Below are 15371 nucleotides of genomic sequence, written 5' to 3' on the forward strand. Positions count from 1 at the left end.
GGCACGACTGTGGCGAGGATTCTGTTCATCATGACCGGGGCCGACGAGTGGACGCTCAACGACGGCACCAAGCACACCACCGGGTACTGGGCCGAGGAGGCCGTCGTCCCGCTCGAGGCCTTCAAACACGCCGGACACGATGTCACCGTCGCCACCCCCGGCGGCGTCGTCCCGCCGGTCGACCCGTCGAGCCTCGCCGACGAGGCCAACGGCGGCGCGGAGACCGCCGCGCACTTCCGCACCGTCGTCGCGACGGCCGAGGAGTTCGCCAAGCCCGTCGATCTCGCGGACGTGTCGCTCGACGACTATGACGCGGTGTACACGCCCGGCGGCCACGGCCCCATGGAGGACCTCGCTGTCGACGCCGACGCAGGGCGCCTCCTCGCCGGGGCGCTGCGATCGGGCAAACCCGTCGGTCTGGTCTGCCACGGCCTCGCCGCCGTCCTCGCCGCCGAAGACGACGGCATGAACGCCTTCGCCGGCTACCGCGCCACCGGGTTCACCAACGCCGAAGAGCGCCTGGCGCACCTGGCCGACAAAGCCCCCTGGCTGCTGCAGGACCGGCTCGAGGCCGCCGGCGTGGACTTCGTCGCCGCCGACCCGTTCACCTCGCACGTCCAGGTCGACCGCAACCTCGTCACCGCCCAGAACCCCCAGTCCTCCGCCGCGGCCGCCGAAGCCCTCGGCGCCCTCCTCGCCTAGCGCCCCACCCGAACCCCGAAAGGACCCATCGTGACCAGCAACCTGTTCACCCCGATCACGCTGCGCGGGGCCACCATTCCGAACCGGATATGGATGGCCCCCATGTGCCAGTACAGCGCCGACGCGACCGGCCCCGCGACCGGCGCGCCCAACGACTGGCATCTGCAGCACTACGGCGCACGTGCCACGGGCGGTCCCGGACTGATCCTCGTGGAGGCCACCGCCGTCGTACCGGAAGGCCGCATCAGCCCGCTGGACCTCGGCATCTGGAACGACGCCCAGGTCGAAGGGCACCGGCGGCTCACCGCGTTCATGCGCGGCCAGGGCGTGGTCCCGGGCATCCAGATCGCCCACGCGGGACGCAAGGGCGGCACCAGCCCCACGGGCGGCGGCACCCTCGCACCGGAAGACGGCGGCTGGAAGCCGGTGGCGCCCAGCGCGATCCAGTTCAACGACGACCACGCCGTGCCGCACGAGCTGACGGTCGAGGAGATCAACGGCGTCGTCACCGCCTTCGCCGACGCCGCGCAGCGCGCGCTCGACGCGGGCTACGAAGTCGTCGAAGTGCATGCGGCGCACGGCTACCTGCTCCACGAATTCCTCTCCCCGGTCTCCAACCGGCGCGAGGACGAATACGGCGGGGACTTCGAAGGCCGCACCCGCCTCCCGCTCGCGGTCGCCGACGCGGTGCGCGCGGTCGTGGGGGAGCAGGTGCCGGTGCTGTTCCGGGTCTCGGCCACCGACTGGATCGAGCCCGACGGGTGGACCGCCGACCAGACCGTGCGCCTCGCCGCCCTGCTGCGCGAGCACGGCGTCGACCTCATCGACGTCTCCACCGGCGGCAACCTGCCCGCCGCCGGCATCCCCACCGGGCCCGGTTACCAGGTGCAGTTCGCCGAGCGGGTCCGCCGTGAGAGCGGCATCCCGTCCGCCGCCGTCGGCATCATCACCGAACCGCAGCAGGCCGAGAAGATCCTCACCGACGGCGGCGCCGACGCCGTCCTGCTCGGACGCGAGCTCCTGCGCAACCCCTACTGGCCCCGCCAGGCCGCGCACGAGCTCGGCGTCGAGCACCCGCTCCCGCGCCAGTACCGGCGCGCGGAACGCAAAGCCGCCTGAGACGAGCCCGAACGGGCGGCGGCCCGCTAGGGCCGCCGCCCGTTTCTCGTTGCGGCCGTGCGCGGCCGTCGTATCCGACCGAGGCGTTCGAAGGCGCAAATGGCCCCCGCCCCGCCGGGCGTTCACCGCGACGACCGGTCGGGCCTTGGACCATTGCGGCCATGCGCGATTCCGGATCGCGGACCCGACCCAGCGCCCACGCCCCAGACCGCTTTCAGCGGCCGGCGCCCCGCGACGACCGGTCGGACCGGAGGCCGTTGCGGCCGTTGGTGATTGCTCCCATGGGCGGACTTTCGCCCCCGCCGCTGCCTCAGACCGCTTTGGCAGCAGTCGCTTCCACTGCGCCGAGCTCGTCGCAGACCTCCTGCGTCGGCCCGCTCCGGACGATCCGGCCGTGCTCGATGACCGCCGTGCGGTGCGCGAACCCGCGCACCGCCTCCAGGTCGTGGCAGATGAACAGGTAACTCAAGCCCAGCCGCTCCTGCAGGCCGATCAGCAGCTCGAAGATCCCGCGCCGGAGCGGGGCGTCGAGCGCCGACGTCGGCTCGTCCAGCACGAGCAGGCGCGGCTCGCTCGCCAGCGCCCGCGCGATGTTCACGCGCTGGCACTGGCCGCCCGAGAGCTCGTGCGGCCGCCGGTCGGCGAGTTCGGGGTCGAGTCCGGTGAGCGCGAACAGCTCCCGCACCTTGTTAGGGCCGGCCTCGGGGTCCCAGCGGCGCTGCACCCGCAGCGGCTCGGCCACGGCCTCGCCGGCGGAGAGGCGCGGGCTGAGCGAACCGTACGGGTCCTGCAGCACCGGCTGGAACCGCGGCCGCAGCGCCCGTAGCTCGCGGTCGGACATGGCGGTGAGGTCCCGGCCCTCGAATCGGATCGTCCCGGCCGCGGGCTTGAGGAGCCGCAGCACCGCCGCAGCGGTCGAGGACTTCCCTGAACCCGAAGGACCGACGAGCGCCAAGGTCTCCCCGGCCGCGATGTCGAAGGAGACGCCGTCGACGGCGCGGGCGCCCGACCGGCCTCGAGTACCGCTGCTCGTGCCCGTGTCCCCGCTTGAGCGGCGCCGCCCGATGCCGAGGCGATGGTGAAGCGGCACATGTGACATGTGATATTCCACAGTGAGGTCGCGGACCTCCAGCAGCGTCGGCGATGCACCGAGCTCGGTGCGCGGGGCGACCGCGGGCCGCTCGGGGGCCGCTTCGGCGAGCAGCCGTCCGCCCTCGATGGCGAGCACGCGGTCGGCGTACTCGTCGACCACCGCCAGGTCGTGGGTGATGATCAGCATCCCGGCACCTGTTGCGGCGCAGCGGTCTCGCAACAGGTCGAGGATCTGCGTGCGGGTGCGCACGTCGAGCGCCGTAGTCGGCTCGTCGGCCACGATGAGCTTGGGCGAGGCGGCCGCGGCCAGGGCGATGACGGCCCGCTGGCGCATGCCGCCGGAGAACTGGTGCGGGAAGTCGCGGGCGCGCGCGGCCGGGTCGGGGATGCCGACGGTGTCGAGCGCGTCGATCGCGGCCCGCCGTGCGGCCTCGATGCCGATGCCGCGCACGGAGGCGATCGCCCCGGCGATCTGGTCGCCCACCCGGTGCACCGGGCTGAGCACGGTGAGGGCGTCCTGCGGCACGTAGGCGAGGGCGCGGCCCCGCAGTTCGCCGAGGACCGCCCGGCCCGCGCCGATGACCTCGGTCCCGTCGACCACCGCGCTCCCCGACGCCTGCGCGCCGCGCGGCAGGAGCCCCAGGATCGCCTTGGCGGTCAACGACTTCCCGGCGCCCGAGGCACCGACCAGCGCCACGGTCTCGCCGCGCGCGATGCCGAACGACACGCCGCGCACGGCCTCGTCGGGTCCGATCGCGACGCGAAGCTCGCGGACGTCGAGTATGGGATCGCTCACTGGGCCTTCACCTTTTCGAGTGACGCTTGAGGGCGCTGGGTTGTCGTACTCGGCGGGCATCGTTGCATCGGGGGGTCCCCAGGGCGCCCGATTTGATGGCCGATGCCGTGAACCGCCGGACTCTCGGGAACGTGAGGGTTCATACGTACGCCGCCTTTCGGCGCGGCAACCTCGCCAGGTTCGCACTCGAGACCGTCAGTGCCGCGAGGCATCCGATCGCGATCGCCGGCGCGAGCGCGGCCGCTGGCGCGACCTCCACATAGGCGCGAGACTCGTCGAGCAGCAACCCCCACTCGGGCGTCGGCGGCTGCGTGCCGAGCCCCAGGAACCCCAGCGATGCGATTGCCAGCGCGGTCCCGGGCAGCCGCAGGACCGCGTGCCGCGCCAGCGGTCCGGCCACCTCCGGCAGTACATGCCGGACCGTGATCCAGGCCGGGCTCGCGCCCAGCGCCCGCTGCGCGGTCAGATACGAGGCGGCCCTTGCCTCCTGCGTCAATGCGGCCGCGTGCGCGGTGAGGTTCGGCCAGGACACGAGCGCCACGGCGACGGCCGCGCCCGCGGTCCCCGGGCCGAGCGCCGCCGCGACGAGCACGCCGGCGAGGACGGCCGGTACCGCGTTCGCGACGTCGGCGACGCCCGCCGATACGCGCGGCGCGAATCCCAGCGCCAGCGAGAGCACGAAGCCGAACGCGCACACCGCGACCGCCGACCCGGCCGTGCGGGCCGCGCCGTGGCCGAGCCGGGCGAGCACGTCGCGTCCCAGCGCGTCGGTGCCCAGCGGGTGCGCCCACGAGGGGTGCAGCAGCTTCGCGGTGACGTCCACAGTGAGCGGATCGCGGAGGAGCCCCCACGCCACGACCAGGGCCAGGATCGCGGCGAGCGCGGCCGGCACCGCGTACTGCCGCGGTCCGGAGGCGTTCCGCGGCGGTGGGGGCGGGCTGAGTGCGGCGTCGTGGAGGCCCGAGCCGAGCATGGCGCGCCGGGCGAGGTGCCCGAGCGCTCCCGCGGTGAGGCCGAGGCACATCAGCGCGAGCACGCATCCCTGCAGCAGCGGCAGGTCTTGGGATTTGGCGGCGCCCAAGGCGGTCCGGCCGATGCCGGGGACCGCGAAGATCGTCTCGACCGCGACGGCCCCGCCGGTCACCGCGACCACGACCATCCCGAACTGCGGCATCACGGCGGGCAGGGCGCGGCGCAGCACGCCGAATGCGATCCGCCATTCCGTTACGCCGGCCGAGCGCCACAGCGCGACCCACCGCTCGTCGAACGCGCCGGGCAGGGCGTCGCCGACGAGCCGCCCGAGGAGCGCCCCGGCCGGAATCCCCATGGCGACGGCCGGGAGCACGAGGTTGGCGGGTCCGTCCCATCCCGAGGTCGGCAGCCAGCCGAGCCAGACGCCGACGACGATGAGCCCGACCGTGGCGATGAGGAAGTCGGGGCACGCCACCAGGGCCGCGCCGATCGCGCCGCCGGGGCGCCCTTCGCCGAGCGTGCCGCGTGCGCCGCGCCAGACCGTCGGCGCGCACAGGGCGGCCGCGAGGAGCAGGGCGACCGCGAGCGCGGATGCCATGAGCGTCAACGAGGTGCCGAGCCCGGACACGACTGCGGGGGCGACGGGGTAGCCGGAGACCCAGGAGGTGCCGAGGTCGCCGCGGAGCAGACCCGCGGCCCACCGGCCGAGGAGCGCGAGCGGTCCGGCGTCGAGGCCGAGGTCGGCGCGGATCGCGTCGAGCGCTTCGGGGGTCGCCTCCTGCTCGGCCGATTTGGCGCGGAGGACGGTGAGCGCGGGGTCGTTGCGGGAGAGCCACGGCAGCAGGCCGACGACGGCGAGCAGTGCCGCCAGCGCGCCCAGCCGGGCGATCGCGTGGCGCACCGCTAGGCCACGCTGGTCTCGGGGCCGACGAGTTCGCGTTCGCGCGGGTCCTTGATGGAGCCGGTCACGTGCGCGGCGTCGCCCTGGATGACGCGTTCGTGCAGGAGCGGGATCGCCGCGTCTGCGTTGAGAATCGCGGTCTCAGCCGCGAGGACGGCCGCGCGCCGCTCGTCGCCGGGCACCGTGGCGGACGCGGTCTCGAGGGCCGCGTCGACGCCGTCGTCGGCGAACTGGGAGAGGTTGAACGAGCCTTCGGAGGCGAAGTCGGAGAACAGGTAGGCGACGGGGTCGCCGGAGTCGAGGACGGTGGCGCGCGAGAGCAGGAACGCGTCGAACGCGCCGTCGAGCGCGTCGGCCTCGATGTTCGCATACTCGCGGACGTCGAGCGACACGGTGAACCCCGCGTCTTGCAGCTGCTGCTGGAGGACCTGCGCGACCTCGGGCAGTTCGGCCCGGTCGGTGAAGGTGCCCAAGGTGATCGCCGTGCCGGCGGCGTTCGCGGCCGTCGCGGGTGCGGTGCGGCCGGCGCGTTCGGCGGCCCACGGGATGGCGGGGCCGAGGAGCCCATCGGCGAGATCGGCGCGGCCGTCGTAGACGCCGTCCACGATGACGGCGGCGTCGATCGCTTCGCGGGCGGCGGCGCGCACGCCGGGGTCGGCGAAGGGCCCGGCTGAGCAGTTGAGGTAGAGCGTGCAGGTGCGGGGCATGGGGACTTCGGTGATCTGGTCGGGCTCGAGCAGGCCCGCCTGGGAGACGGGGATGGCTTCGACGATGTCGGCCTCGCCCGCGCGGAGCTTGCCGGCGCGGGCGGTGCCGTCGGGGACGAACGACGCGTCGATCCCGGCGGCCAGGACCTCGCCGCCCCACCAGTCGTCGTTGCGGTCGAGGGAGGCCGAGACGGTGCCGTCGACGGCGGTGAGGACGAACGCGCCGGTGCCGGCCCCAATTGGGTCGACGATGCCGTCGCGGTAGGCCTTGGCCGCCAGGATCGACAGCTGCGGCGAGGACATCCGGTGGGGGAGCAGCGGATCGGTGTCGGCCGTGGTGACGGTGACCGTGTTGCCCGAGGCGGTGACGGTGAGGTCGACGCCGTCGAGGATGCGCGGCTTCGGCGCGGCCTGGGCGGCGACGGTGAGCGAGTGGGCGACCGCTTCGGCGGTGAACGGGGTGCCGTCGTGGAAGGCGACGTCCTCGCGGAGCGTGAAGGTCCAGGCGTTGCCGTCCTGGACCCATGCCGTGGCGAGCCAGGGAAGGGCGTTGCCGTCGGCGTCGAGGACGACGAGGGTCTCGGCGGTGGCCCAGCGGGAGAGCTTGAACGCGTCGTCGCTCAGGGGCGAGAGGCCCGAGCGGGGCGGCAGCATGTGGGCGACCCGGACGCGGCCGGACGCGCCCGCGTTTTCGGAGCCTTCGGAGAAGCAGGCGGCCAGTCCGAGGACCGGTGCGGCGGAAGCGGCCGCGAGGAGTGAACGGCGGGAGACAGGCAAGGGAGGACTCCATCGGGAGGTTCGGACGGTACGCTCCGGAACCATATACAAATGAAAACCGTATTCATTTCTACCGGGTGGGGACTTGCTCCGGGTCACAACTCCGGAACCCGACTCGCCTTTCACTCCCGCCACTCGACCAGTGGTATGTCACATGTCGCATGGCATACGTGATGCATCAGTGAACGGGTGAAACCCGCCCGCACCTGTCGATGAGCGCCATAGAATGCCGCCAGCGCCGAAGGCGAGGAGCCGACCATGGACCACGGGGACACCGCCGAACCGGGCGCGACCGCCCACGGCAGCGGCCGCCCCATCGAGGACTACGCGCTCCTGTCCGACCGCCGCTGCGCCGCCCTCGTCTCCTCCGAAGGCTCCATCGACTGGTTCTGCCGGCCCCGCTTCGACAGCCCCGCCGTCTACGCCCGCCTCCTCGACGACGACGCCGGACACTGGTCGATCCGCCCCGCCGGCCCCTTCACCAGCGAACGCGGCTACGTCGGCGACACCTTCGTCCTGCGCACCGTCTTCACCACCGCCACCGGCACCGCCCACCTCATCGACACCTTCGCCATCGGCCCTTCCATCGAAGCCGAGACCGGCGTCCGCCTCCGCCTCGCCTCCCGCGCCCCCCGCGCCACCCTCCGCGTCCTCGAATGCACCGCAGGCGAAGTCGAGATCGACTTCGACTTCAAGCCCCGCCCCGAATTCGGCCTCGTCAAACCGATCTTCACCACCGTCCCCGGCGGCATCCTCGCGACCGGCGGTCCCGTCCGCTTCGTCCTCACCAGCCCCATCCCGCTCGAGATCGACGACAGCGCCCACGCCCGCGTCGTCCTCCGCACCGGGGACAAGCTCCGCTTCGTCACCCAGTCGGCCGGCCTCGCCGACGAACCGCCCGCGACCTGGACCCCCGAAGCCGTCGACGCCGAACTCGAGGAGACCATCCAGGGCTGGCAGCACTGGAGCGACGCCCACCCCGCCTGGGACGGCCCCCTGCCCCACCTCGTGCGCCGCTCCATCCTCGTCCTCGAGGCCCTGCGCTACCAGCCGACCGGCGCCCTCGTCGCCGCCCCCACCACCTCCCTGCCCGAAGCCGTCGGCGCCGGCCGCAACTGGGACTACCGCTTCTCGTGGATCCGCGACGCCAGCTTCACCGTCCAAGCGCTCGCGGCGGCAGGAAGCACCGAAGAGGCCGTCGCGTTCTTCGAGTTCATCACCCGCGCCGCCGCCCACTACCACCCGCAGAGCCCGCTCCAGATCATGTTCGGCGTCGGCGGCGAGCACGACCTGTCCGAAAGGGAGCTCACCCACCTCTCCGGCTGGCGCGGGTCACGCCCCGTGCGCGTGGGCAACGCCGCCTGGCTCCAGCCCCAGCTCGACGTCTACGGCGAACTCCTCGACGCGGCCTGGCAGCTGCGCCACCACCTCGGCCACCTCGACGCCACCGCCCGCCACTTCCTCACCGTCGTCGCCGATGCCGCCGCCGACCAGTGGGGACAGACCGACCAGGGCATCTGGGAGTCCCGCGGCGCACCCCGCCACTACACCTACTCCAAGCTCATGTGCTGGGTCGCCCTCGACCGCGCCGTCAAGAACGCCGAGCTCATCGAGGTCGAAGCGCACGAGGCCCTGTACTTCGGCCCGGACATCCTCGCCTCCAGGCAACTGAGGCCCGAGGACTTCAACCCGGTCAAGCTCGCGCCGGGCTGGGCGGCGGCGCGCGACCGCATCCGCGAGGCCATCGAGACGTACGCGTGGAAGCCCCGCATCGGCGCGTTCGGCGCGGCCTTCGACGGCGAGGACCTCGACGCGGCCGTCCTCCTCCTGCCTGCCGTCGGCTTCCTCCCCGGCGACGACCCCCGCGTCGTCTCCACTGTCGACGCCATCGCCGATCGCCTCCGCGCCGGCCGCGGCCTGGTGCGCCGCTACGAGACCGGCACCGACGGCCTCGACGGCGACGAGGGCGCGTTCGTCATGTGCACGTTCTGGCTCGCCCAGGCCCTCGCCCTCACCGGCCGGGTCGAACGCGCCCGCGAAGTGTTCGAGGAGGCCGCGGCCTGCGCGAACGACCTCGGCCTCATGTCAGAGGAGGTCGACACCGCGACCGGCGCCATGCTCGGGAACTACCCGCAGGCCTTCAGCCACATCGGCCTCATCAACGCGGCCGCCGCCATCCACGACGCCGAGCGCCTGTCGGGAACCCGTCCCCCCGGATCGTGAAAAGCCCTCAAAGGGGGCGTGTCGGGCGGCTACGGTGACCGGTGAGCCGCCTTCGCGCCGGCTCGCCACGAAAGACCGAGGAGGGCGGCGACATGGCCGCGCACAAAGAACACACCGCGCACTCGCACACGCACGGCAAGGACTGCGGCCACGTCGCGGTCATGCACGGCGACCACACCGATTACGCCCACGACGGGCACCTGCACCGGATCCACGGCGACCACGTCGACGAATGCGAACCGGAGCGCCACCGAATCCACGACGGGCACACCCACGAGCACGGCAAGGACTGCGGGCACGTCGCGGTGATGCACGGCGACCACACCGACTACGTGCACGACGGCCACCGCCACGCCGCCCACGCCGGGCACTGGGACGACCACTGACCGGTCCGGCGCAAAGCGAAGCGGCCGCGGGCTTCCGCCCGCGGCCGCGCTCCGTTTCCGGTCAGGAGGGCTGCGCCCAGGAACCCCTGACGTGGCTGAGGTGCAGCTCCATCACCTGCCGCACGTACTCCGGGTCGCGGGTGAGCAGGCCGTGCAGGATCTCCATGTGCTCCCCGGCCGACTCCTCCAGCTCGCCCAGCTCCAAGAGCGCGGTCAGGCCGTACAGGCGCGAGCGCTGGCGGAGGTTGCGGACGGTGTCGACGAGGGTCATGTTGCCCGAGAGCGCCAGCATCTCCAGGTGGAAGCGCATGTCGGCCTCGACGTAGGCGATGAGGTCCTCTTCGGCGGCGGCGTCGATGATGGCCTGCGCGAGCGGGCGCAGCGCCTCGATGTCGGCGGGGTCGGCGGTGGTCGCGAGTGCGACGGTCGTGGGGATCTCGATGAGCTCGCGCAGCTTCGTGTACTCGTCGAGCTGCTCCTCGGAGACGACCTTGACCCGGAAGCCCTTGTTGGGCACCGGTTCGACCAGCTCCTCCTTGACGAGGTCGAGCATCGCCTCGCGCACGGGCGTCGCGGAGACCCCGAACTGCTCGGCGAGGACCGGCACCGAGTAGACCTTGCCCGGGGCGAGCTCGCCGGTGATGACGGCGGCCCGCAGGGCCTCGCCGATGCGCTCCCGGTAGCTGGCGCGGCGCCCGCCCATCTCGGGCAGGGTCATCGCGACGGCGGGCGCGGCTCCGGCTCGAGCTGGCATGGGGACCTCCTCAGTGGTATGTCACACGTGGCGCGTCACAGTATGCGGGAGGGCTCAGAGGATGAAACCGCTGGGGAAGGGGTCATCGGGGTCGAGGGCGTACTGCGCGGTACCGGTTATCCACGCCCGGCCGGTGACGGACGGGATGACAGCGGGGTTGCCGGCGACCTCGGTCTCGCCGACGAGGCGGCCGGTGAAGCGCGAGCCGATGAACGACTCGTTGACGAACTCCTGGCCCAGGGCCAGCTCGCCGCGGGCGTGGAGCTGCGCCATGCGCGCGGACGTGCCGGTGCCGCAGGGGGACCGGTCGAACCAGCCGGGGTGGATCGCCATGGCGTGGCGCGAGTGCGCCGCGTCCGAGCCGGGCGCGGTCAGGTAGACGTGGTGCAGGCCCCGGATGGACGGCTCGAGCGGGTGCACCGGCTCCGACTCGGCGTTCACCGCCGCCATGATGTCGAGCCCGGCGGCGATGAGCTCGTTCTTGGCGGCCCGGTCGAAGGGCAGGCCGAGGTCGTCGAGGTCGACGAACGCGTAGAAGTTCCCGCCGAACGCCAGGTCGTAGGGGACCTCACGGCCGTCCTTGAGGGTCACCGTCCGGTCGAGCCCCACCGCGTAGGCCGGAACGTTCACGAGGGTGACGGCCTTCGCGGCCCCGTCCTCGACCTGCACGTCCACGGTGACCAGGCCCGCGGGCGTGTCGAGCCGGACGGTGGTGACCGGTTCGGTCACCGGCACCATGCCGGTCTCGACGAGCACCGTCGCCACCCCGATCGTGCCGTGCCCGCACATGGGCAGGCACCCGGAGACCTCGATGAACAGCACGCCCCAGTCGGCGTCCGGGCGGGACGGCGGTTGGAGGATCGCCCCGCTCATGGCGGCGTGTCCGCGCGGCTCGTTCATGAGGAACTCGCGGACGTGGTCGAGGTGGGCGATGAAGTGGTCGCGGCGTTCCATCATCGTCGCCCCGGGGATCGGGGCGACGCCGCCGGTGACGACCCGCGTGGGCATCCCTTCGGTGTGCGACTCGACGGTCTGGAGCACGAGCCTGCTGCGCATGGGTCCCCTTCCTAGGCGAGCCCGGCCGCGAGGGCCTGCTCGGTGGCGGTGCGGATCTCGGCGGCCTGCTCGGGCAGCAGCGGGACGCGCGGCAGGCGGCACGGGCCGCCCTTGCGGCCGGCGATGTCCATCGAGAGCTTGATGGCCTGCACGAACTCCACCTTCGAGTCCCAGCGCAGGAGCGGGTGGAGCTGGCGGTACAGCGGCAGCGCCGTCTCGAGGTCCTGCGCGACGGCCGCCCTGTACAGCGCCACAGTGGACTTCGGCAGGGCGTTGGGGTACCCCGAGACCCAGCCGACGGCGCCCGCGACGGCCAGTTCGAGCAGCACGTCGTCGGCGCCCACGAGCAGGTCGAGGCCGGGGGCGAGCTCGGCGATGCGGTAGGCGCGGCGCACGTCGCCGGAGAACTCCTTGACGGCCTGGATGAGGCCTTCGGCGTGGAGCTTCGCCAGCAGCTCGGGGGTGAGGTCGACCTTGGTGTCGATCGGGTTGTTGTAGGCCACGACCGGCACGCCGGCCTTCGCGACCTCTTCGTAGTGGGCGATCACGGAGCGCTCGTCGGCCCGGTAGGCGTTGGGCGGCAGGAGCATCACGGCGCCGCAGCCGGCGTCGCGCGCCTGCTCGGCCCAGCGGCGGGCCTCGGCCGCGCCGTAGGCGGCGATGCCGGGCATGACCCGCTCGCCGCCGATCGCGGCGACCGCGGTGGTGACGACCTCGGCGCGCTCGGCCTCGGTCAGGGTCTGGTATTCGCCGAGGGAGCCGTTGGGAGTGACGCCGTCGCAGCCGTTCGCCACCAGCCAGGCGCAGTGCTCGTCGAAGGCCGCGAAGTCGACGGTGCCGTCGCCGTTGAACGGCAGGGCGGTGGCGACGAGGACGCCGCGCCAGGGGCGCGATTCGGGTGCCGACATGGGGCTTCCAATCTCGATGACGTGTGACATGGTACTGCCGCTGACGCCTGCGACGACCCGCAAGCGACCGCGGCGGCGGCCCGCAGCGGTAGCGGCCGCGCACCGATCAGCATCAGTAATATGTCACATACTATAGTCGGCTCGAGGGTCCCGCGGGGCAACGGGTCGCGGACCGACGGCGAACCGTCACGCACATCGAGGCCCGATGCCTCGAACGCCGATCGCCCGACTCGCCCGCGGGCCTGCCGTATCGGAGACCGCGCTCCCGCGAGGCGCAGCGCTCGGCTGTCCGTTGGTCAAGCCTGGGCGACCGGCTCGCCGTGCCACTCCTGCGCTTCCTCGGCCGCGATCGCGCGGGCGATGGGTGGCCGCAAGACGACGCCGCCACGGCCGACTGCGCCCGATCCTGAACCGGCGGGCGTAAGGTGTCCGGACATCGAGGGTTCCCCTGCGTCGGAGGTGGCATGGAGCTGGTCGCGATCCTCTTCGCACTCGCCGTCGGCGGGCTCCTCCTGACGGCCGCGGCCGAATGGATGCGCGTCCCCGCCCCGGTCCTCATCTGCCTCTACGGACTCGCCCTCGGCCTCATCCCCGGCATCCCCGCCCTCGACCTCGACCCCGAGCACCTGCTGCCGGTCCTGCTGCCCCCGATCCTGTGGGCCGCCGCCCGCAAATCCTCCTGGCGGCACTTCGCCGCGAACTGGCGGCCCATCCTCTTCCTCGCCGTCCTCCTCGTCTTCGTCACCACCGCAGCCGTGGCGGCGCTCGCGGCCGCCATCAGCCCGGCCCTGCCCGTCGGCGCCGCAGTCGTCCTCGGCGCGATCTGCGCCCCGCCCGACGCCGCCGCCGTCACCGCCGTCGCCGACCGGCTCGGCCTGCCCCGCCGCCTCGTCACCATCCTCGAAGGCGAAGGCCTCTTCAACGACGTCACCGCCCTCACCCTCTACAACGTCGCCGTCCTCGGCGTCGTCACCGGCTCGGTCTCCGCGATGTGGACGGCCGGACTCTTCGTCTACTCCGCGGTCGCGGCCGCCGCGATCGGCCTCGGCGTCGGCTGGCTCCTGGTCAGGCTCGGCTCGCTCGTCGACGACAGCCGCGTCCGCACCGCCCTCGGCCTCACCGCCCCCTACATCGCCTACCTCCTCGCCGACGTCGTCAAGGCCTCCGGCGTCCTCGCCGTCATCTGCGCCGCCTTCTACCTCGTCGCCCGCTCCAACGACCCCGACGACTTCGAAGGCCGGCTCGTCCAGGGCTCGGTCTGGGACGTCCTCGAGACCGGCCTCATCGCCCTCACCTTCGGCCTGGTCGGCATGGAGCTGGTCGACATCATCGACGCGATCGGCCCCGGCGTCACCGACCTGCTGTGGAAGGCCCTCGCCGTCGCCGGCGCGGTGATCGCCGTCCGCGTCCTCTGGCTCGGCATGGCGATCCTCTTGGGCCGCAGGGGCATCGGCTGGACATCGCTGGGCAACCAGCCGCGCCTCGCGGTCGTCACCGCCTGGGCGGGCATGCGCGGTGTCGTCACTGTCGTGACCGCGTTGGCGATCCCGCAGTTCACCGCGGACGGTTCGCCGTTCCCCGGGCGCGAGCAGATCCAGTTCCTGTCGGTGGCGGTCGTGCTCGCGACGCTGGTCGCGCAGGGCCTCACCCTGCCGGGGCTGATCGCGTTCCTCGGGGTGCGCGCCGACGATGACAAGGAGACGGCGTCGCTGCGGTTCCTCATGGGGGAGGCGGGCCGGGCGGCCACGGCACGGCTGCGCGAGCTGCGGCTCGAGGGCGAAGTGGACGACGATGTCGCGGCGGCTATGGAGCGCCGCTTCGACCAGCGGTCCGAGCAGATCACCGCCATGGTCGAGGACCGCGAGAACCCCGAGACCGAGCGGCTCGCCGAGCGCTTCGACACGTTCCAGCGCATCGAGGGCGAGATGCTGTCGGCCGCGACCGCGCGGGTGCTGCAGCTGCGGTCCTCGCCCGGGCAGGACCCGGTGCTCGTCGACCGCGTCCTCGCCGCCCTCGACCACCGGGCGGTGAGCCGCCGCCACGCTTCCTGACCGGTCGCTTCGCCGCCTCTCGTATTCCGGGAGTGCTATGTGGCATGTGGCATGTGACATGTCACGCGGCATCGGGAGTCCGGAGGAGAGAGTGTGAGCGATGCCCGGTATGTCGCGGCCGGGAGCGTCGTCCTCTCGCGCTTAAGGTGGCGCTTGTGGAGAGACGAGAAGCGAGGGCGGTGGCGGCCGGGGTCCGCTGGGCCGCCGCCTTGACGGTAGTGGGTCTGGCCGTAGCCGGGTGCGGGGCGGGCCGGAGCGCCCAGACCAGCGGGATGCAGACGGCGATCTCGGGGGTCGACGTTGACGCCGGGGCGATCGCCCTGCGCGACATGCAGGTCGACTTCGGGGACACCGGGTTCTACCCCGCGGGCGGGCAGGCCCCGCTGCGGATCTGGATGGACAACCAGGGCGACGAGCCCGTGTTCCTCGAAGCGGTCACGAGCCCCGCCGCCGAGGCGGTGCTCCTCGCGGCCGACGTCCTCGTCACCGAGGAACCGGGTGAAGGCGAGACCTCGGCCCCGGCCGGCGACGAGTCGGCGACGCCGACCGCCGACGCCACCGAGACGCCCACCGCGGACGCGTCCGAGACCCCGACGGGCGATGCGGCCTCGCCGACGTCCGATGCGACGCCGACCGGCGACGACGAGGCCTCCGCCTCGCCCGAGGCGCCGGTCGCGGAGATCATGGGGGAGCGGGACTTCGAGATCGAGCTCGCCCCGTCCTCGTACATGCGCCTGACGCCGACCACGGGCTCCTTCCTGCTCCTGGACGGGCTGAAGGAGGACGTGTTCATGGGTTCGAGCGTCGAGGTCACGTTCGTGTTCTCGAACGGCGAGGCGGTCACCGTGGACCTGCCGATGGGCGTCCCGCTGGAAGCGCCGTCGCGCTCGTACTTCGAGCCGCAGCACGCGGAAGGCGCCGAGTAGC

At 72.8% G+C, this 15371-nt stretch carries 12 protein-coding genes; 6 read left to right on the top strand and 6 right to left on the bottom strand.

From position 1 onward, the window contains the following. The first annotated feature begins 9 nt into the window (after positions 1-9). Both J5V16_RS04720 and J5V16_RS04725 read left to right on the top strand, forming a co-directional pair. Positions 10-702 (top strand): type 1 glutamine amidotransferase domain-containing protein, encoded by a 693-nt coding sequence (locus J5V16_RS04720; protein WP_208494904.1) that lies wholly within the window; start codon positions 10-12, stop codon positions 700-702. A 30-nt stretch (positions 703-732) separates the two neighbouring features. Then, on the top strand, positions 733-1821 hold the full coding sequence (locus tag J5V16_RS04725; protein ID WP_208494905.1) for an NADH:flavin oxidoreductase/NADH oxidase: 1089 nt from the start codon (positions 733-735) through the stop codon (positions 1819-1821). Positions 1822-2131: 310 nt separating this feature from the next. Here the strand turns inward: J5V16_RS04725 and J5V16_RS04730 are convergent, their stop codons facing one another. The 3 genes from J5V16_RS04730 to J5V16_RS04740 all read right to left on the bottom strand — a co-directional run bounded on the left by J5V16_RS04730 (position 2132) and on the right by J5V16_RS04740 (position 7111). After that, positions 2132-3709 carry an ATP-binding cassette domain-containing protein gene (locus J5V16_RS04730; protein ID WP_208494906.1) on the bottom strand — a complete coding sequence of 526 codons (1578 nt, stop codon included), beginning with the start codon at positions 3707-3709 and terminating at the stop codon, positions 2132-2134. Positions 3710-3848: 139 nt separating this feature from the next. Next, a complete protein-coding gene (locus J5V16_RS04735) occupies positions 3849-5582 on the bottom strand; it encodes an ABC transporter permease subunit (RefSeq protein ID WP_208494907.1) in 1734 nt (577 codons plus the stop codon). Between the two features lie 2 nt (positions 5583-5584). After that, on the bottom strand, positions 5585-7111 hold the full coding sequence (locus J5V16_RS04740) for an ABC transporter substrate-binding protein (protein WP_408612368.1): 1527 nt from the start codon (positions 7109-7111) through the stop codon (positions 5585-5587). A 213-nt stretch (positions 7112-7324) separates the two neighbouring features. Here J5V16_RS04740 and J5V16_RS04745 point away from each other — a divergent pair, with 213 nt between their 5' ends. Next, positions 7325-9289, top strand: a complete 1965-nt coding sequence (locus J5V16_RS04745; protein ID WP_208494909.1) for a glycoside hydrolase family 15 protein — start codon at positions 7325-7327, stop codon at positions 9287-9289. A gap of 92 nt (positions 9290-9381) precedes the next feature. Then, a complete protein-coding gene (locus tag J5V16_RS04750) occupies positions 9382-9675 on the top strand; it encodes a hypothetical protein (protein ID WP_208494910.1) in 294 nt (97 codons plus the stop codon). A gap of 61 nt (positions 9676-9736) precedes the next feature. On the opposite strand, the gene J5V16_RS04755 is transcribed toward J5V16_RS04750, so the two are convergent. Genes J5V16_RS04755 through J5V16_RS04765 form a run of 3 tightly spaced genes read right to left on the bottom strand, consistent with a single transcriptional unit; the run spans position 9737 to position 12393 of the window. Further along, the gene (locus tag J5V16_RS04755; protein WP_208494911.1) at positions 9737-10429 is read right to left on the bottom strand and encodes a GntR family transcriptional regulator; all 693 of its coding nucleotides are present in this window, start codon (positions 10427-10429) and stop codon (positions 9737-9739) included. Positions 10430-10483: 54 nt separating this feature from the next. Beyond that, on the bottom strand, positions 10484-11485 hold the full coding sequence (locus tag J5V16_RS04760; protein ID WP_208494912.1) for a proline racemase family protein: 1002 nt from the start codon (positions 11483-11485) through the stop codon (positions 10484-10486). Positions 11486-11496: 11 nt separating this feature from the next. Continuing rightward, positions 11497-12393: a dihydrodipicolinate synthase family protein gene (locus tag J5V16_RS04765; RefSeq protein ID WP_208494913.1), complete on the bottom strand. Its 897-nt coding sequence runs from the start codon at positions 12391-12393 to the stop codon at positions 11497-11499. A 464-nt stretch (positions 12394-12857) separates the two neighbouring features. On the opposite strand from J5V16_RS04765, the gene J5V16_RS04770 reads away from it, so the two are divergent. Together J5V16_RS04770 and J5V16_RS04775 are read left to right on the top strand one after the other, a co-directional pair. Continuing rightward, positions 12858-14444: a cation:proton antiporter gene (locus tag J5V16_RS04770; protein WP_208494914.1), complete on the top strand. Its 1587-nt coding sequence runs from the start codon at positions 12858-12860 to the stop codon at positions 14442-14444. A 155-nt stretch (positions 14445-14599) separates the two neighbouring features. After that, positions 14600-15370, top strand: a complete 771-nt coding sequence (locus J5V16_RS04775; RefSeq protein WP_208494915.1) for a hypothetical protein — start codon at positions 14600-14602, stop codon at positions 15368-15370. Position 15371: the final 1 nt, after the last annotated feature.

Source organism: Glycomyces niveus (assembly GCF_017592475.1).
GTDB classification, from domain to species: Bacteria; Actinomycetota; Actinomycetes; order Mycobacteriales; family Micromonosporaceae; genus Glycomyces; species Glycomyces niveus.